19 protein-coding genes and 1 pseudogene are annotated in these 16,490 nt (G+C 74.2%); 7 read left to right on the top strand and 13 right to left on the bottom strand.

What is annotated here, in order from left to right:
* The 3 genes and pseudogenes from GTW08_RS17895 to GTW08_RS17905 form a co-directional block, all read right to left on the bottom strand.
* Positions 1 to 405 (bottom strand): annotated as a pseudogene (locus tag GTW08_RS17895) (ATP-dependent helicase); the annotation flags it as partial.
* A gap of 9 nt (positions 406 to 414) precedes the next feature.
* Positions 415 to 1,035, bottom strand: a complete 621-nt coding sequence (locus GTW08_RS17900; RefSeq protein WP_073574613.1) for an alpha/beta hydrolase — start codon at positions 1,033 to 1,035, stop codon at positions 415 to 417.
* The gene (locus GTW08_RS17905) at positions 1,035 to 1,961 is read right to left on the bottom strand and encodes a VOC family protein (protein ID WP_253068287.1); all 927 of its coding nucleotides are present in this window, start codon (positions 1,959 to 1,961) and stop codon (positions 1,035 to 1,037) included. The genes GTW08_RS17900 and GTW08_RS17905 overlap by 1 nt, the downstream gene beginning before the upstream one ends.
* A 174-nt stretch (positions 1,962 to 2,135) precedes the next feature.
* On the opposite strand from GTW08_RS17905, the gene GTW08_RS17910 reads away from it, so the two are divergent.
* Complete coding sequence (locus tag GTW08_RS17910) at positions 2,136 to 2,966, top strand: helix-turn-helix domain-containing protein (RefSeq protein ID WP_073574615.1); 831 nt, start codon at positions 2,136 to 2,138, stop codon at positions 2,964 to 2,966.
* Here the strand turns inward: GTW08_RS17910 and GTW08_RS17915 are convergent.
* From GTW08_RS17915 to GTW08_RS17925, 3 genes are all read right to left on the bottom strand, one after another.
* Complete coding sequence (locus GTW08_RS17915) at positions 2,930 to 3,424, bottom strand: SRPBCC family protein (RefSeq protein WP_073574616.1); 495 nt, start codon at positions 3,422 to 3,424, stop codon at positions 2,930 to 2,932. The two genes, GTW08_RS17910 and GTW08_RS17915, sit on opposite strands and share 37 nt — an antisense overlap.
* Positions 3,421 to 3,765 carry an ArsR/SmtB family transcription factor gene (locus GTW08_RS17920; protein WP_062395752.1) on the bottom strand — a complete coding sequence of 115 codons (345 nt, stop codon included), beginning with the start codon at positions 3,763 to 3,765 and terminating at the stop codon, positions 3,421 to 3,423. Before GTW08_RS17920 ends, GTW08_RS17915 begins: the two co-directional genes overlap by 4 nt.
* A 66-nt stretch (positions 3,766 to 3,831) precedes the next feature.
* The gene (locus GTW08_RS17925; RefSeq protein ID WP_073575267.1) at positions 3,832 to 4,818 is read right to left on the bottom strand and encodes a pirin family protein; all 987 of its coding nucleotides are present in this window, start codon (positions 4,816 to 4,818) and stop codon (positions 3,832 to 3,834) included.
* Positions 4,819 to 4,899: 81 nt separating this feature from the next.
* Between GTW08_RS17925 and GTW08_RS17930 the strand changes: the two genes are divergently transcribed.
* Positions 4,900 to 5,784: an SMP-30/gluconolactonase/LRE family protein gene (locus tag GTW08_RS17930; RefSeq protein WP_073574617.1), complete on the top strand. Its 885-nt coding sequence runs from the start codon at positions 4,900 to 4,902 to the stop codon at positions 5,782 to 5,784.
* Between the two features lie 5 nt (positions 5,785 to 5,789).
* Positions 5,790 to 6,224, top strand: a complete 435-nt coding sequence (locus GTW08_RS17935; protein WP_073574618.1) for a TIGR03668 family PPOX class F420-dependent oxidoreductase — start codon at positions 5,790 to 5,792, stop codon at positions 6,222 to 6,224.
* A gap of 94 nt (positions 6,225 to 6,318) precedes the next feature.
* Here GTW08_RS17935 and GTW08_RS17940 read toward each other — a convergent pair whose 3' ends face one another.
* Positions 6,319 to 7,083: an alpha/beta fold hydrolase gene (locus GTW08_RS17940; protein WP_073574619.1), complete on the bottom strand. Its 765-nt coding sequence runs from the start codon at positions 7,081 to 7,083 to the stop codon at positions 6,319 to 6,321.
* 202 nt (positions 7,084 to 7,285) lie between these two features.
* Here GTW08_RS17940 and GTW08_RS17945 point away from each other — a divergent pair, with 202 nt between their 5' ends.
* From GTW08_RS17945 to GTW08_RS17955, 3 genes are read left to right on the top strand one after another with little or no spacing between them, the layout of a single operon-like run.
* Positions 7,286 to 8,242 (top strand): glycine betaine ABC transporter substrate-binding protein, encoded by a 957-nt coding sequence (locus tag GTW08_RS17945; RefSeq protein ID WP_073574620.1) that lies wholly within the window; start codon positions 7,286 to 7,288, stop codon positions 8,240 to 8,242.
* On the top strand, positions 8,239 to 9,447 hold the full coding sequence (locus tag GTW08_RS17950) for a quaternary amine ABC transporter ATP-binding protein (RefSeq protein ID WP_073574621.1): 1,209 nt from the start codon (positions 8,239 to 8,241) through the stop codon (positions 9,445 to 9,447). Before GTW08_RS17945 ends, GTW08_RS17950 begins: the two co-directional genes overlap by 4 nt.
* Complete coding sequence (locus GTW08_RS17955; protein WP_073574622.1) at positions 9,447 to 10,382, top strand: ABC transporter permease; 936 nt, start codon at positions 9,447 to 9,449, stop codon at positions 10,380 to 10,382. Before GTW08_RS17950 ends, GTW08_RS17955 begins: the two co-directional genes overlap by 1 nt.
* Before the next feature lie 393 nt (positions 10,383 to 10,775).
* On the opposite strand, the gene GTW08_RS17960 is transcribed toward GTW08_RS17955, so the two are convergent.
* The 4 genes from GTW08_RS17960 to GTW08_RS17975 are packed head-to-tail and all read right to left on the bottom strand — an operon-like array spanning position 10,776 to position 12,998.
* Positions 10,776 to 11,162 (bottom strand): MmcQ/YjbR family DNA-binding protein, encoded by a 387-nt coding sequence (locus GTW08_RS17960; protein ID WP_073574623.1) that lies wholly within the window; start codon positions 11,160 to 11,162, stop codon positions 10,776 to 10,778.
* Complete coding sequence (locus GTW08_RS17965) at positions 11,159 to 11,551, bottom strand: VOC family protein (protein WP_073574624.1); 393 nt, start codon at positions 11,549 to 11,551, stop codon at positions 11,159 to 11,161. Before GTW08_RS17965 ends, GTW08_RS17960 begins: the two co-directional genes overlap by 4 nt.
* Positions 11,548 to 12,378, bottom strand: a complete 831-nt coding sequence (locus GTW08_RS17970; protein ID WP_073574625.1) for a helix-turn-helix domain-containing protein — start codon at positions 12,376 to 12,378, stop codon at positions 11,548 to 11,550. The genes GTW08_RS17965 and GTW08_RS17970 overlap by 4 nt, the downstream gene beginning before the upstream one ends.
* A gap of 23 nt (positions 12,379 to 12,401) precedes the next feature.
* A complete protein-coding gene (locus tag GTW08_RS17975) occupies positions 12,402 to 12,998 on the bottom strand; it encodes a LysE family transporter (RefSeq protein WP_073574626.1) in 597 nt (198 codons plus the stop codon).
* Positions 12,999 to 13,073: 75 nt separating this feature from the next.
* Here GTW08_RS17975 and GTW08_RS17980 point away from each other — a divergent pair, with 75 nt between their 5' ends.
* Positions 13,074 to 13,967 (top strand): LysR family transcriptional regulator ArgP, encoded by an 894-nt coding sequence (locus tag GTW08_RS17980; protein ID WP_073574627.1) that lies wholly within the window; start codon positions 13,074 to 13,076, stop codon positions 13,965 to 13,967.
* 10 nt (positions 13,968 to 13,977) lie between these two features.
* Here the strand turns inward: GTW08_RS17980 and GTW08_RS17985 are convergent, their stop codons facing one another.
* Together GTW08_RS17985 and GTW08_RS17990 are read right to left on the bottom strand one after the other, a co-directional pair.
* Entirely contained in the window at positions 13,978 to 14,190 is a 213-nt protein-coding gene (locus GTW08_RS17985) for a hypothetical protein (RefSeq protein ID WP_073574628.1), read from the bottom strand.
* 39 nt (positions 14,191 to 14,229) lie between these two features.
* Positions 14,230 to 16,490: transglycosylase domain-containing protein (locus GTW08_RS17990; RefSeq protein WP_237453950.1), on the bottom strand; the 2,261-nt coding region annotated here is incomplete at its 5' end.

Genomic DNA, 16,490 nt, shown 5'->3' on the forward strand with positions numbered 1-16,490 from the left:
GCCGCGGGCCGCGAGTTCCTCGGCGAGCCGGGCGAGGTCGGCGAGGTGGGCGAACCCGGCGCCGTAGCGGACCTCGTCGGAGGGGTCGGTCAGCTCGGAGGGGTCGACGACGACCGCGGGCACCGTCCACGGCGCCAGCGTCGGCGTGCCCCGGCTCCGGGTGCGTGGCCGGGACCGGACCAGGCCGGGGGAGTCCTGCGGGCCCGACGGGTGCGAGGGCAGCAGCACCGTCACCGACGCCGGCTTGCCCGGATGGATCGCGGCCAGCTCGTCCGACGGCACCGCGAACGGGTGCGGCCGCGCCGTGCGCAGCGACCGGCGGTCGGTGCGGGGGGTGCGCTCGCCGTCCTCCGCCCACAGCAGGACGCCCCGGGTGGGGGAGTGCAGGGCGTGGACGACGAACACACCCCCACGCTAGAGGCGACCCCCGACAGCGACCGCGTGCAGGAGCCCGGCCGCGGCCGCGCACGCCTCGTCGGTGATCACGTGCTCGTCGCCGTCGTCGATCCGCAGGTCGACCCGCGCGCCGCCGGCGACCAGCAGCGATGCGGTGTCGGAGACCCGGTGCGCGGGCACCCACGGGTCGCGCGAGATCGACCGCAGCACCGCCGGGGTCGGGGCCAGCGCCCCGGCCGGCGGCGCCGGAACCGGGTCCGGACCGACGAACCCGCCGGTGAACAGCACCAGCCCCGCGCACGGGCGCGGGTCGCGCACCAGCAGGTGGTGCGCGGCCAGGCAGGCGCCCTGGGAGAACCCCCACAGCACCACCCGGTCCCGGCCGACACCGGCGTCGGCGAGCCGGGCCAGCTCGTCGTCGACGATGCCCAGGGCGCGCAGCAGCGCGTCGCGGTTCTCGTCGAACGGCTCCAGGAACGGCTTCGGGTACCAGCTGCCGTCCGGCGCCGGCGGGGCGACGAACCGGGCGGGCACGTCCCCGAACCGGGCCGCGGTGGCCCGCATGTCGTCGGGGTCGCGGCCCCGCCCGTGCAGGGCGAGCACGACCAGCGGCGCGTCCGGATCCCCCCAGGTGGCCATCAGCCCTCGATCGGTTCCAGCTTGGCGAAGATCTCCTCGCGCCGGTGCTCGAACTGCTCGGGCAGCTGGAACCGGGTGCCGAGCTCCTGCGGGGACTCGTCGCAGGTCCAGCCGCCCTCGTCGTGGGTGACGGCCAGCTCGAACAGTGCCCCGCTCGGCGTCCGGACGTAGACGCTCTTGAAGTACTTGCGGTCCTTGAGCTCGGAGATGTCGGTGTAGCCGGCGCCCTCGATGTCGAACTTCACCGCGTCCTGGTTCGCCAGGTCCGACACGTTCCACGCGAAGTGGTGGTAGGTGCCCGCGCCGTAGCGCCAGGTGCCCTGGTCGTCGTGCCGGTTGACGGTGATCTCCAGGTGGTTGCCGACCTTCGCGTCGCCGATCCGCAGGCCGAACACGTCGCCGTCCTCGGCGGGGTCGCCCTGGGCGAAGAACGAGGTGTCGGCGAACTCGACCATCCGGTCCGGGGTGGTCATGTGCACGCCGACGCCGTGGATGCCGTGGATCGCGTGCTCGGCCGACACGCCGTTGCCCTCGTAGCCGCGGCGCGGGTCACCGGCGTTCGCGACGAACTGGTACTCGATGCCCGACGGGTGGGCGAACGCGAGCCGCCGCTGGTCGAACCGCTCGACGTCGCTGACCTCGACGTCGTGGGCGCGCAGCCGCTGCGCCCAGAAGTCCAGCGAGCCCTCCGGCACCGACAGCAGGACCTCGCGGGCCTGGTTGGTGCCGCGGGTGCCGAACTGGCCCGCCTGCGCCCACGGGAACGTGGTGACCACGCTGGACGGGTCGCCGTCGGCGTTGGAGTAGTAGAGGTGGTAGATCGGCAGGGAGCCGTCGAACAGGACGGTGCGCTTGATGAAGCGCATGCCGAGGATCTTCGTGTGGAAGTCGACGTCCTCCTGGGCGCCGGCGACGGACAGGGTCACATGATGGGAGCCTTCGACATGAGCCACGTGCGCAGACGCTAGGAACGCGGCGGCCGCGGCACATCGCCGACGGGCGCAGACCGCTGTCGTCCGCGTGCACGCCCGCACCGGCCCGGTGGGCGGCTGCTGCGTGACTAGGCTGGGTGCGGCCACCAGCACGACCAGGAGCCGCCGATGACGACCGTCGCCGACCGTCCCACCGACTCCGGACCCGGTTCCGGACCCGACGGCTCCGGACCCGTCGGCGTCTCCTTCACCACCGTCACCGGCGACCTGCCCGCCCCCGGTGGCGACCGCCTGGTCCTGGTCGTGGCGCTCGCGGGCAGCGCACTGCTCGGCGACGGTCAGCCGCTGGTTCCCGGGCGATGGGCGCTGCTGGACCCGGCCCGCCCGGGCACCCCCACCGCGGACGCCGCGTTCCGCGCGCTGTGCGTGTCGTTCCCCCGCGACCGCGTCGAGCCCCGCGGCGAGCCGCTCACCGGGGTGGCGGGCACCGCGTTCGACGCGGGCCCCGGCCTGGCCGGCTACGTGTGCGACACCCTGCGCCATCTCGACGCGCACCGGCTCGCGATGGGCCCGCACGCCGCCGTCGCGGTGCGCCACGCCGTGGACCTGGTCGGGGTGCTGCTGCGGAGCACGGCCGGTGCCGAGCCCGCCTCGCACTGCGACCTGCTGGACCGGATCAAGGCCTACGTCGAGGCGCACCTCGGCGACCCGGACCTCGCCCCCGCCGGGATCGCCGCCGCGCACTTCGTGTCCGCGCGCCACCTGCACAACCTGTTCGCCGGGACCGGGACGAGCGCCGCGGCCTGGATCCGTGCGCGGCGGGTCGAGATGTGCCGGCGCGACCTGGCCGACGCAAGCCTGGCCGACGTGCCCGCCGCGGCCATCGGGTCGCGGTGGGGGTTCCGCGGGCCCTCGCACTTCGGGCAGGTGTTCAAACGCGCGACGGGCCTGACCCCGGCGGCCTACCGGGAGGCCAGCAGCTCGTCGAGCCGCTCGTAGCCCTCGTTCACCCCGACGTCCATCCCCGAGGCGAGCATCGCGTCGCGGGCGGCGAACGAGTCGTACAGCGACTGCGCGACCAACCGGGTCCGCCCGCCGGGCAGCGGGGTCAGGGTCATCGTCTCCAGGCAGACGCTGTCGCGGAAGCCCTCGAAGGCGACGGTCTGCACGATCCGCTCCGGGGCGCGGACCTCGTGGAACGAGCCGAAGAAGCGGTACTCGCCGCCGTCGTCGGCGTGGGTGTAGCGGTAGCCGCCGCCGGTCTCGGCGTCCCAGCGGTGCACCGTCATCGTCAGCCCGCGCGGCCCCAGCCAGCGCACGACCTCGTCCTCGTCGACATGGGCGTCGAAGACCCGCTCCGGGGGTGCGTCGAACTCCCGGGTGATGCGGATCGCGGGCAGGTCGTCCACGGTCTCGATGGCGGTGCCGCGGGTGCCGCGGGTGCCGGTGGTGCTCATGCCGTCTCCTCGTGCTCGGTGGGTGCGGACTCGTCGGCGAGCAGGTCGTCGAGGCGCGCGTAGCGCTCCTCCACCTGCCGCCGGTACCGCTCGATCCAGGCCGTCATCAGGTCGAAGACCTCCGCCTCGAGGTGCACCGGACGACGCTGGGCCTGCCGGCTGCGCCGGACCAGCCCCGCGTCTTCCAGTACCCGGATGTGCTTGGAGACGGCCTGCACGGAGACGTCGTAGGGCTCGGCCAGCTCGTTCACGGTCGCGTCGGCCGTCGCCAGCCGGGCCACCATGTCGCGCCGGATCGGGTCCGCCAGTGCGGCGAAGACCCGGTTCAGCCGGTCCTCCACGTCTCCTCCTCGTTCAACCTCGCGGTTGAATACACCGTAGCGCGGGGAGGGCTCGTGTTCAACCCGTCAGTTGAACGAGCCGGGGAGGGAGCCGTGCGGCACGTAGTCCGACGGCACCACGCCGAGACGGCCGCGCTGGTAGTCCTCGAACGCCCGCTGCACCTCCTCGCGGGTGTTCATCACGAACGGGCCCGCCCACGCGACGGGCTCGCGGATCGGCTGCCCGCCGAGCACCACGACGTCCAGCGCCGGGTGACGGGACTCCTGCCCCGTGCCGCCCTCGACCGTGATCAGGTCCCCGGGCCCGAACACGGCGAGCTGGCCGGTGCGGACCGGGCGTCGGTCCGCACCGACGGTGCCGGACCCGCTCAGTACGTAGACAAGCACGTTGTAGGGCCGCGGCCAGGGCAGCCGCAGCTGTGCGCCGGGGGAGACGGTGGCGTGCACCATCGCCATCGGGGTGTGGGTCGAGCCCGGTCCGGACGCGCCCGCCACGTCGCCGGCGATGACCCGCAGCAGCGCGCCGCCGTCGAGCGTGGTGACCAGCGCGGACTCGCCGCCCCGCAGGTCCTGGTACTTCGGCGGCAGCCACTTGTCCGCGCGCGGCAGGTTCACCCACAGCTGCAGTCCGTGGAACAGCCCGCCGCTGCGCACCAGCGACTCCGGTGGGCGTTCGATGTGCAGCAGGCCCGAGCCCGCGGTCATCCACTGGGTGTCGCCGTCGGTGATGGTCCCGCCGCCGCCGTGGCTGTCACCGTGCTCGAAGGTCCCGTCGATGATGTAGGTGACGGTCTCGAAGCCGCGGTGCGGGTGCCACGAGGTGCCCTTCGGCTCGCCCGGGGCGTACTCGACCTCGCCCATCTGGTCCATGTGCAGGAACGGGTCGAGGTCGCGCAGGTCCACCCCCTGGAAGGCGCGGCGGACCGGGAAGCCCTCGCCCTCGTACCCGCGCGGAGCGGTGGTGACGCTGCGGACGCCCCGGTCCAGGTCGGTCGGGCCGGGGACGGGCACACGGGGCAGGGCGCTGACGTCGGCGACGGAGACGGCGGGCATCGGGACCTCCACGGTCGGTGGTTGTTGCACGATCAACGACCGCGCTGGCGCCCGGATTCCCGGGGGGCCAGACTGATCGCCATGACGGAGCTGTCGACGGTGCTGTCGGACATGTCCTTCCTCGAGGGCCCACGCTGGCACGACGGGAGGATCTGGGTCAGCGACTTCTACACCCACCGGGTGCTCTCGGCCCGTGCCGACGGGTCGGACCTGCGCACCGAGGCCGAGGTGCCCCAGCAGCCCTCCGGCCTGGGCTGGCTGCCCGACGGCAGGCTGCTGATCGTGTCCATGCGCGACCGGCGGATCCTGCGCCGCGAGACCGACGGCACCCTCGCCACCCACGCCGACCTGTCCGGCCACGCCGAGCACGTCCTGAACGACATGGTCGTCGACGGCGGCGGCGGCCTCTGGGTGGGCAGCTTCGGCTTCGACCTGATGAACGGTGCCCCGCGGGCCGCCGCGCCGCTGCTGCGCGTCGCGCCGGACGGGAGCGTGTCGGTCGCGAGCGAGCCGCTGCACTTCGCGAACGGACCCACGCTGTCCGGCGGGGACCTCGTCGTCGCCGAGACCTTCGGCAACCGGATGTCCGCCTTCGCGGTCGGCGACGACGGCACGCTCGGCCCGCGCCGGGACTGGGCGCTGTTCGGTCCGCCGTCGGCCGCCGAGGACCCGTTCGACGCCATCGCCGAGCTCACCGTCGCCCCGGACGGCATCTCCGCCCCCGACGCGGAGGGTGCGATCTGGGTCGCCGACGCCATCGGCAACCGGGCGATCCGGGTCCGCCCCGGCGGGATGGTCGACGGCGAGGTCTCCACCGGCCAGGTCGGCACCTACGCCTGCGCACTCGGCGGCGACGACGGCCACACCCTGTTCCTCTGCACCGCCCCCGGGTTCGCCGAGCACGAGCGCCGTGACACCCGCCTGGCGCGGCTGCTCGCCGTCCGGGTGGACGTCCCGGCGGCCTGAGACCTGTGCCCTCCCTCGACGAGACCGCTGCCCGCTCGCTGCTGACCGGCGCGCGGGTGGCGCGGCTCGCGACGATCCGCGCCACCGACGGCACCCCGCGCCTGGTGCCGGTCACCTTCGCGCTCGTCGACGGGCTGGTGGTGTCCGCCGTCGACGACGTCAAGCCCAAGCGGCACCGCCGGCTCGCGCGGCTGCGCGACGTCGAGGCCGACCCACGCGTCGCGTTGCTCGCCGACCACTACGACGACGACTGGTCACAGCTGTGGTGGGTGCGCCTGGACGCCACCGCGACGATCCACGACGACGGCGACCTGCACTCCCGCGCCGTCGCGGCCCTGGCCGCCCGGTACGCCCCCTACGCCGCCCGGCCACCCGAGGGCCCGGTGCTGGCCCTGACCCCCGTCCGCTGGACCGCCTGGACCGCCACCCCCCGCCCGTGAGCACAGGCTCGCGCGCGGAACCGCTCCCCGCGCGCAGTACGTCGCGCGCGCACCGCGGTCCCGCGCGCGGACGCGAGATCATGGGCCGGGCCGGTCAGGGGAGGGTGCGCAGGAACGCCGTCACCGCCGAGAGCGTCTGCTCGGGCAGCTCCAGGTGGGGCTCGTGCCCGCAGGACAGCTCGGTGAGGGTCACCGGTCCCGACGCCCGTTCGGCGACCGCGTGGACGTGCACGGCGCTGCCGTACGGGTCGTCGTCGCCCTGGACGGCGAGAACCGGCGCGGTGATCCCGGGCAGGGTGTCGCGGACGTCCCAGTCGGTGAACTCCTCGGCCAGCCACATGTCGTTCCACCCGCGGAACGCGGCGTCCGGGTCGTCGTGGTGGCGGGCCATCCGGGTGCGGAGGTCGCCGTCGTCGAACGCGGTGCGGGCGGCCCGGATCGCGGTGAGGGCGAACGGCTCGGTCAGCACGTGCGGGGCGAGCACGACCACCCCGGTGACCGGCATCGCCGCGGCCGCGAGCAGCGCGATCGTGGCGCCGTCGGAGTGTCCGACGAGGACCGGGTGCTCCAGGTCGAGCGCGGCGCACAGGGCCGGGACGGTCGTCGTCGCCTCGGTCGCCATGAACGCCGTGGTCCGCGGGGTGCGGGGGCGGTCGGAGCGGCCGTGCCCGAGCCGGGAGTACGCGACGGCCCGGCGCCCGGACGCGGCCGCGACCCGCTCGGGGAACCCACGCCACAGACCGACCGACCCGAGCCCCTCGTGCAGGAACAGCAGCGGCGCACGGTCGTCGCCGGGGTCACCGGTGTCGGAGTACTCGTGGCGCAGGCCGTCCAGTTCGAGCAGAGACGTCGCAGGCACATCACGATCGTAGTGCTCGCTGTTGCGCCGTCCGGAACGGTCGTGAAGGCTCGTTCGCGTGATTCCCGACCTCCGGCTGACGTCGCGTCTGGACGTCGACCTGTGCCGGATGTGGTCGTCCGCCTGTCGTTGACGCCTGCCCGCGTGTCCTGAAGCCGACCGGGACGCGGAGAGCCGACGACCCCCGAGAGGACGTGCCCCCGTGGCCGATCCGCCCGTTGCCGTACCCCGGACCAGGACGGTCCGCCTGGTCACCGCCCTGCTCGCGGTGCTGCTGGCCGCATCCGGCTGCGCGGCCGCCGGTGCCGACGGCCCGACCGTCCGGCTCGCCCAGTTCCCGTGGAGCGCGGCGAAGCTGACCAACGCGATCCTCGGTGAGGTCGTCGCGGCCCACCCGGAGCTCGGCGTCGGCCGGCTCAAGACCATCCAGGTCGGACCCGCGACCGCCTGGGCCGGCGCCCAGCGCGGCGACGTCGACGCCCTCACCGAGGTCGCGATGCCCAACCAGTCCGAGCTGGCCGCGAAGGCGGCGGAACGGATCGAGCTGGTCCACCCGACCTACGAAGGCGCCGAGCAGGGCTGGTATGTCCCCAGCTACGCGGTCGAGCCGGGACAGCCGCTCGCCGGGCTGACCAGCGTCACCCAGCTGAACGACTACGCCGACGCCCTCGGCAACCGGCTCGTCGACTCCGACCCCAGCTTCCTCACCACCGAGTACAACGCGAAGCGCCTCGCCGGGTACCGGCTGGACCTGGAGCAGGTGACCTCCAGCGAGGCCGCGCAGATCGCCGAGCTGCGCCGCGCCTACGAGCGCCGCCAGCCGATCCTGGTCTACCTGTACCGGCCGCACTACATCTTCGAGGAGCTCGCGCTGACCAAGCTGACCGAGCCGACCCCGGCCCGCGACGACTGCTACACCACCGGCGACGGCGCCTGCGCCATGCCGGCGTACTCGGCCTGGACGGCGGCGAGCCCCGAGCTGGCCCGCACCAGCCCCGGCTTCGCGGCGATGCTGCGCCGCTTCGAGCTGCCGCTGCCCGATGTCGAGCAGATGCTCCAGCGGGTCGACGTGGACAACCAGGACGTGGAGGTGGTGGCCCGCGAGTACGTGGCCGCGCACCCGGACCGCGTCCGCCAGTGGGTGGGAGCCGGAGCATGATCGAGGTACGGAACCTGACGAAGGTCTTCGGCGACGGCAAGGCCGCCGACGAGGCCGTGCGGCTGGCAGGCGAGGGACTCGGCCGGCCGGAGATCCAGCGCCGCACCGGGGCCACCCTGGCCGTGCACGACGTGTCCTTCGACATCGGCGACGGCGAGCTGTTCGTGATCATGGGCCTGTCCGGCTCCGGCAAGTCGACGCTGGTCCGGCTGCTGAACCGGCTCATCGAGCCGACCTCGGGCAGCATCGCCGTCGACGGCCGCGAGCTCGGCTCGCTCGGCGCCGCCGACCTGCGCACGCTGCGCAACGAGCGGATCGCGATGGTGTTCCAGCACTTCGCGCTGCTGCCGCACCGCACCGTGCGGCAGAACGCCGAGTACGGGCTGCAGATCCGCGGCGTCGACGCCGGCACCCGTCGCGAGAAGGCCGAGTGGGCGCTCGAGCAGGTCGGCCTCGGCGACCGTGCCGACGCGCTGCCCGGCCAGCTCTCGGGCGGCATGCAGCAGCGCGTCGGGCTGGCGCGGGCGCTGGCCAGCGACACCGATGTGCTGCTGATGGACGAGCCCTACTCCGCGCTCGACCCGCTGATCCGCCGCGACATGCAGCAGCTGCTCGTCCGTCTGCAGCGGGACCTCAAGAAGACCATCGTGTTCATCACCCACGACCTCAACGAGGCCATGCTGCTCGGTGACCGCATCCTGCTGCTCAAGGACGGCCGGCTCGTCCAGGTCGGCACCGGGCCGCAGATCCTGGAGTCCCCGGCCGACGACTACGTCGCCGAGTTCGTCTCCGACGTCGACCGCAGCCGGGTGCTCACCGCCGCCGACGTGATCCGCGAGGCCCGCATCACCGTCACCCTCGACGAGCGCCCCGCCGACGTGCTCGTGCGGCTGGGCAGGGCCGAGGCGACCGGCGCCTACGTCGTCGACGACGGCCACCGCATCCTCGGTGTCGTCCGCGACGACTGGCTCGGCCACGCCGCGGGGCGGGGCGCCACCGGCATCGACCGGTCCGCCCTCGTCGAGGAGTACCGCACCACCGAACCGGGCCGGCCCCTGATCGACCTGCTGCACCAGGTCGGGCGCAACCCGGTCCCGCTCGCGGTGGTCGACGACGGCCGCCTCACCGGCGTCGTCCCGCGCGGTGCCGTGCTCGCCGCCCTGTCGACCCACGACGAGGCCACCGCCGACGGGAGGAACGCCTGATGCCCAGGTTCGAGTTCGGGAGCTACGTCGAGGCGTTCATCCTCTGGCTGCTGCAGAACGCCGGGGTCGTGTTCGACGCCGTCGGGGTCGCGATCACCGCGGTCGTCGAGGCGGTGACCTCGATCTTCACCGCCCCGGTGTGGTGGGTCTGGCTGCTGCTGCTCGTGGCGCTCGCGCTGCTCGTGCGCGGGGTCGGGTTCGCGGTGTTCACCCTGGTCGGCTTCCTCGTCGTGTCCTCGTTCGACCTGTGGACCGAGACGATGGAGACCTTCGGCCTGGTGCTCGTCGCGGCGCTGATCGCGGTGGCGATCGGTGTGCCGCTGGGCATCTGGGCCGCCCGCAGCCGCGCGGCGAGCCGGACGCTGCGCCCGGTCCTCGACCTGGCACAGACGGTCCCGGCGTTCGTCTACCTGATCCCGGTTGTGCTGCTGTTCGGCATCGGTGTGGTGCCGGGCGTCGTCGCGACGATCGTGTTCTCGATCGCGCCCGCGGTCCGGCTCACCGAGCTGGGCATCCGGGGCGTCGACGGCGAGGTCGTCGAGGCCGCGCACGCCTTCGGGGCCCACCCCCGCCAGATCCTGCGCGAGGTCCAGCTGCCGATGGCACTGCCCTCGATCATGGCCGGCGTCAACCAGGTGATCATGCTGGCGCTGTCCATGGTGGTCGTCGCGGGCCTCGCCGGTGCCGACGGGCTGGGCACGACGGTGGTCAGCGCGGTCACCCAGCTCGACATCGCGACCGGCGTCGAGGGCGGGCTCGCCGTCGTCATCGTGGCGATCTTCCTCGACCGGTTCACCTCGGCACTGGCCGAGCGCCCCGAGGGGAGCCTGCTCGCGAGGCTGCGCGCCCGTCGCCCGCAGAAGGCCGCGGCGCGGGCCGCGGAGCGCACGTCCCCGGCTCCGGCCGGTTCGGCGGTCACCGGCGCGAACGCCTGAGCGACGTCCGCCCGGCATCGGCGCCGGTCGGCCCTGTGAGGTGCCGTGCGAGCGTCCGGCGTCCGCACCGCATCCCCGCGGTCCGGCCGGCTCCGCGGTGTACCCGGACGCCCGACCGGACGTCGCCTCGGCTCGACCGGCGCCGGAAGATCACCGGTTGTGGAGCGATCCGTTCACGACGCGGGCCTCATCCTCCACAACCGGTGATCATGGTCGGGTGGTCCGAGGCGGCCGGCCGTGCACGTGACGAAGATCTGCCGGCTCTGCTCGGCCATCGCGTCGCCGGCGCCGTCGCGGACGAGCGCCGTGACCCGAGCCAGGCCGACGCCGACCACGCCCGGCTGCTGACCTCGCTGCTCCGGTCCGTCCGCGGGTCGGGCGCCGCGCCCTGGGTCAGCTGTCGAGCCGGCCGGCCGGCCGGGCCGGGGCCACGCACCGCCACGCGTCGGTCACGATCTCGGTGATCTCGTCGCGGTCGGCGGCGTCGGGGCCGGTGCCGTCGAGCACCACCCCGAGCCAGCCGCGGTGCCCGACGTAGGCGGGCCGGAAGAAGCGGGCCGGGTCCTCGGCGACCAGCTCGGCCTGCACACCCGGCGCCGCGGCGCACCAGAACGCCAGGTGCGGGTGGCCGTGGTGGTGCCCGGCGTAGGAGACGAACATCCTCCGCACGAACCACGACGGCGACCCGTGGCTCTGCTTCTCGGTCACCTCGGGCAGGGACAGGCAGATCTCCCGCAGCCACGGCAGCGGGTCGGCGGGGTCCGGGTGGCGTGCGGTCACGGGCGCCCCGCGGACGGCCGGTAGGTCCCCACGCTCCACGTGTTGCCCTCCGGGTCGGCGACGGCGCACTCGCGCGAACCGTAGTCCTGGTCGACCGGCGCCATGGTGATCTCCGCCCCCGCGGCGGCCGCGCGGGCGTGCACCGCGTCCGGGTCGTCGCAGGTCAGGTAGACCACGGTCCGACCGGTGTCGAAGCGGTCGCCCCCGGCGCGGCGCGGTCCGATCAGCACGACGCCGGTGTCGGCGCCGTCGTCCCAGGCGAGCTCGGCGTGGGCGACCCCGCCGTCGTCGCCGGTGTGGACGGCGACCTCCCGGAAGCCGAGCGCCGTGGTGAGGAATGCGATGGCGGCGCGGGGGTCGTCGTAGCGGAGGGTCGGGTGGATGCTCATGACGAACCATCCTGACCGGGGCGCGGCGGTGCGTCGTGAAGGAATGGGAACTGTTCGGCGCGGAATGCGGCGGGTGAAATCCCCGCGAGCGCCCGGAACTCGCGGGAGAGGTGGGGCTGGTCGGCGTAGCCGCACTCGGCGGCGACGAGCGCGAGCGGGTCCCGCCCGCCCCCGACCAGCTCCGCGGCGCGCGCGAAGCGCAGCACCCGGCGGACGGTGCCGGGGGCGAGACCGACCTGGGTCCGGAACCGGGACTGCAGGTGGCGGCGGCTCCAGCCGGTCTCGGCGGCCAGCTCCGCGACGCCGACCCGGCCCGCGGTCGCGCTGAGCCGGTCCCAGGCGTAGCGCACCTCGGGTGCGGGGAGGCGTGCCCGGTCGTCCAGGAGCCGGTCCGCGAGCAGTCCGCTGACCAGGTCGAATCGGCCGTCCCAGGTGGGCTCGGCGGCCAGGCGGGCGGGCAGCGCGGCGAGCACGGGGTCGTCGAGCTCGTCGAGGCGGGGCACCGTGCCGCCGGGCAGCGCCCGCCCGCCGAGGAGGGTGTAGGTCGCCGCCGGGGTCAGGTCCACCTGCACCCCGGCCTGCGGGCCGGTGAACTCGGTCAGCACCCAGGTGTCGCTCAGGCCGCCGACGAACGCGGCCGCCGGCCCGGTCCCGACGGCCGGCCCGGACAGCGTCAGCGGGTGCAGCCCCAGGATCAGCGCGGTCCCGGCGGACGGCGGCTGACGACGACGCAGGGGAGCGGCGGCGTGCTCGCGGTAGCCGAGGTAGCGCAGCACGTGCGCTCGCAGTGCGGCGGGCGGCCGCCCCGGCACGTACTCGGCGGACATGGACGATGTTGTACCCCCACTCCTCACCCGGCGGCCAGCGCGACCGCCAGGCCGAGCATCACCGTGGCGACGACGCCGTCGAGCACCCGCCACGCCGTCGGCCGGGCGAACAGCCCCGCGAGCCGCGCCGCGCCGAAGCCGAGCCCGGAGAACCAGGTCAGGCTGGCCACGACCACCCCGGCGCCGAACGCCCACCGGCCGTCGTCGCCGTGCGCGGCGGCCAGCGACCCGAGCACCAGCAGGTCCAGCATCATGTGCGGGTTCAGGAAGGTCAGTGCGGCGGCGCTCCCCAGGACGGGCACGAGCGGGCGCGCCGCGCCGCGGACGTCGGTGTCGAGACCGGCGGGACGCAGGGCGCGCCGCAGCGCCAGCAGGCCGTAGCCGGTCAGCCACGCGACGCCGCCCCAGCGCACCACCTCGACCAGGCCCGGCACCCGGTCGACGACCAGCCCGACGCCCGCGACCGCCGCGGTCACCAGCACCAGGTCGGCCAGCACGCAGAACACCACCACCGCCGGGACGTGCTCACGTCGCAGCCCCTGCCGCAGCACGAACGCGTTCTGTGCCCCGATCGCCGCGATCAGCGACAGTCCCGTCCCGAATCCCGCCAGCACACTCACGTCACCGACGCTAGGCCGACCGCGCCAGGAATACGTCAGCAACTGAAAGAACGTCATGAACTGTAGAATCGCTTCATGTACGACCGGGAGCGGCTCGCCACCCTGAGCGCCGTGGTGGAGGAGGGTGGGTTCGACGCCGCCGCCGCGCGGCTGTCCATCACGCCGTCCGCGGTGTCCCAGCGGATCAAGGCCCTGGAACGGCAGGCGCGCCGGATCCTGGTGCGCCGCACGCGCCCCTGCGTCGCCACCGAGGAGGGCGCCGCGCTGCTGCGGCTCGCCCGCCAGATCGCCGTGCTCGAGGGGGAGGTCGAGGCCGGTTTCGGCAGCGCCGACACCGCGGGCACGCACCTGCCGATCGCGGTGAACGCGGACTCGGTGACCCACTGGTTCCTGTCCGCGGTGGTCCCGCTGGCCGCCCGGTACGGGGTCCGGCTGGACCTGCACGTCGACGACGAGCAGCACACCGCGGCCCTGCTCCGGGAGGGCTCGGTGGTCGGGGCGGTCACGACGTCGTCCGCGCCGGTGCAGGGCTGCACGGTCCGGCCGCTGGGCGCGACCCGCTACCGGCCCGTCGCCGCCCGGCCGGTGTACGACCGGTGGTTCGCCGGGCGGGACCCGGCCGAGGCGTTCCCGCTCGCCCCGCGGGTCGACTTCGGGCCGAAGGACCGGTTGCAGACGCGGTTCGTCCGCGGGCTCACCCACCGGCCGTGCACCGGCCCGGCGCACCGGGTGCCCGCCGCCGACGGCTACCACGACGCGATCCGTGCGGGTCTGGGCTGGGGGATGTTCACCGACGGCCCGGCCCGGGAGGCCGCGGCCGCCGGGCGGCTCGTGCTGCTCGACGCCGAGCGGCATCTCGACGTCCCGCTGTACTGGCAGCACTGGAAGCTCCGCACCACGGTGCTCGACGCACTCACCGAGTCGGTCTGCGCCGCGGCGGCGACGATCCTGGTGCCGCCGGCCCGCTGACCGGGAGGTCTCAGATCCCGGACCGCCAGGGGCGTCCGAGCCGGATGTCGCAGGTGATGACCCCGCGGTCGACGCCGGTGAGGTCCGCGATCAGGTCGCGCACCGCGTCCTCGGCCACCCGGGGGTCGTCGACGGTGGTCGACGCCTCGATGCCCGGCACGTAGAGGGTGAGCCTGCGGTCCGCCCGCCAGGCCACCACCTCGAAGTGATGGTCACCGGTCACCCGTCCACGGTAGCCCGGCCGCGGCGCGAACGGGGCGGATCAGCCGACGGTCGGGTCGGCGGCGCGGCCCGCGTCCGCGCCCGGCTGCGTGTCGTCCTGCTGGGCGGGCACCGGGTCGCCGGTCGTCTCCGGGACACCGGTCGGCTCGACCGGTGCCGGAGGATCGGTGGGGGCCACCGGGTCCGCGGTCGGCTCCGGCGTGGGCTCGGCCGACGGCGTGCTCGTCGGCGTCGGCGGGGCGGTCGGCTCGTTGGGCGCCAGGGTGGAGGGCGACTCACCGATCGGCCTGAACGCGGGGAACTCGGCCGTGCCGGTGGCGCGCACGGTGTCGGACATGAACGCCTTCCACACCGATCCGGGCAGGTCGGCGCCGTTGATCGGGCGGCCCGCGGAGTCCTGGATCGGGTCGTTGCGGTCGGTCCCGACCCACACGGCCGTCGCGATCCCGGGGGTGAAGCCGGCGAACCAGGCGTCGTTGTTCTGGCCCTCGAAGCGGGACTGGACGGTGCCGGTCTTGCCGGCGGCCTCCTGCCCGTCGGGCAGCTGCAGCCCGTCGTTGTCGACGACGTTCATCATCGCCTCGGCGACGTTGCGCGCCACCTGCTCGGGGAAGCGCTGCTCGCCCTCGCCCGGCTGGTACTCGTAGAGCACCCGCCCGTCGGAGTCGACGACCTTGGACACCATGTGCGGGGCGTGCCAGACACCTCCCGCGGCGATGGTGGCGTAGGCCGACGCCAGCTGGACCGGCGTGACCTCCTTGTTGCCCAGCGGGAGCCGCGCGTCGGGGTTCTCCAGTGGCGCGGTGATGCCGGCGAGGCGGGCGGCGTCGGCGACCTTCTGCGGCCCGACCTGTGCGGCGAGCTTGGTGAAGACGACGTTGTTGGAGATCGTCATCGCCTGCTTGAGGTCGCAGCGCGGGCAGTTGGCGCCCTCGGCGTTGCGCAGCCCCGGCCGCTCGGACCCGTCGAAGGTGGTGCCCAGGCCGATCGGCGGGTCGTTCAGGAGCCCGGCGAGCACGGCGAACGGTTTGAACGTCGACCCGGGCTGCTTCATGACTTGGGCGTAGTCCAGGCCGGTGCCGTTCGGCCCGCCGTAGTAGCCGACGATGCCGCCGGTGCGCGGGTCGATCGCGACCGCGCCGGTGCGCAGCAGCTCCGGCTCGCCGCGCAGCTTCTGCTCGACCGAGTCGGTGAGCTGCTGCTGGCGCTGCGGGTCGATCGTCGTCGTCACCTGGAGGCCGCCCTGGGCGAACGCCTGCTCGGAGATGCCCAGCGAGCCCAGCTCGGAGCGGACCGCGTTGAGGATGTGGCCGCGGGCGTCGGTCAGCGACGACGAGCGCGAGGTGTTCTCCGGCGCGATGGTCTGCGGGAACACGGCGGCCTGCCGGTCGGCCTGGGAGATCCAGCCCTGGGCGGCCATGCCGTCGAGGACGAAGTTCCAGCGCTGCTTCGCCCGGTCCGGGGAGTTCGCCGGGTCCCAGTTGGACGGCGACTGGATGATCCCGGCGAGCAGTGCGCCCTCGCTGGGGGTCAGCTGGGCCGCGGGCTTGCCGTAGTAGGCGAGGCTGGCGGACTCGATGCCGTAGGCGCCGCGGCCGAAGTAGATGGCGTTGAGGTAGTCGTTGAGGATCTCGTCCTTGGACTTCTGCCCGGAGACCTTCAGCGAGACGATCAGTTCCTTGTACTTCCGCCAGTACGTCGCGTCGTTACCCACCAGGGTGTTCTTGACGTACTGCTGGGTGATCGTCGACCCGCCGCCGACGCCGCCGGTCAGCTGGTTGACCATCGCCCGCAGGATGCCGGTGAAGTCGAAGCCCGGGTTCGAGTAGAACGACCGGTCCTCGGCCGCCAGCACGGCCTCGCGCACGGGCACCGGGATGGCGTCCATCCCGACCTTGATCCGGTTGCCCTGCTCGGGCACGAGGCGGGCGAGCTGGCCGCCGTCGGCGTAGGAGACGGTGGCGATCTGGTTCTGCACCGCGTCGTCGGTGCTGGGGATCGGGAACAGCAGCCAGCCGAGCCCGAGCAGCAGCAGCGGCAGCAGCACGATCGACGCGGCCGTCCCGACCAGCGAGTACACGACCTGCCGGCGACGCCGGGTCCGGCGCTCCTCGGGGGTGAGGGCTGCCTTCTGGTCGGCGTCGAGGATGCCGAGGCGGCGGCGCACGACGCCCACGCCGGGCCCGACGAGTGCGATGACCCGGTCGAACGGTCCGTCGGGCTCGGCGCGGCGCCGGCGGCGCGGGCCGGGGGCCGCGGCGTCGACGAACTCGGCGTCCGCCCCGTTGCCGGGGGCGGTGA

Source organism: Pseudonocardia sp. SID8383 (assembly GCF_009864975.1).
GTDB lineage: Bacteria > Actinomycetota > Actinomycetes > Mycobacteriales > Pseudonocardiaceae > Pseudonocardia > Pseudonocardia alni.

What these genes read in the sequence shown, in the direction of transcription:
- GTW08_RS17900 (WP_073574613.1), bottom strand. Translation starts at nt 1,035, where the DNA reads ATGGCCACCTGGGGGGATCCGGACGCGCCGCTGGTCGTGCTCGCCCTG.
- GTW08_RS17980 (WP_073574627.1), top strand. Translation starts at nt 13,074, where the DNA reads ATGTACGACCGGGAGCGGCTCGCCACCCTGAGCGCCGTGGTGGAGGAG.
- GTW08_RS17910 (WP_073574615.1), top strand. Translation starts at nt 2,136, where the DNA reads ATGACGACCGTCGCCGACCGTCCCACCGACTCCGGACCCGGTTCCGGA.
- GTW08_RS17925 (WP_073575267.1), bottom strand. Translation starts at nt 4,818, where the DNA reads ATGCCCGCCGTCTCCGTCGCCGACGTCAGCGCCCTGCCCCGTGTGCCC.
- GTW08_RS17965 (WP_073574624.1), bottom strand. Translation starts at nt 11,551, where the DNA reads ATGAGCATCCACCCGACCCTCCGCTACGACGACCCCCGCGCCGCCATC.
- GTW08_RS17970 (WP_073574625.1), bottom strand. Translation starts at nt 12,378, where the DNA reads ATGTCCGCCGAGTACGTGCCGGGGCGGCCGCCCGCCGCACTGCGAGCG.
- GTW08_RS17950 (WP_073574621.1), top strand. Translation starts at nt 8,239, where the DNA reads ATGATCGAGGTACGGAACCTGACGAAGGTCTTCGGCGACGGCAAGGCC.
- GTW08_RS17915 (WP_073574616.1), bottom strand. Translation starts at nt 3,424, where the DNA reads ATGAGCACCACCGGCACCCGCGGCACCCGCGGCACCGCCATCGAGACC.
- GTW08_RS17955 (WP_073574622.1), top strand. Translation starts at nt 9,447, where the DNA reads ATGCCCAGGTTCGAGTTCGGGAGCTACGTCGAGGCGTTCATCCTCTGG.
- GTW08_RS17930 (WP_073574617.1), top strand. Translation starts at nt 4,900, where the DNA reads ATGACGGAGCTGTCGACGGTGCTGTCGGACATGTCCTTCCTCGAGGGC.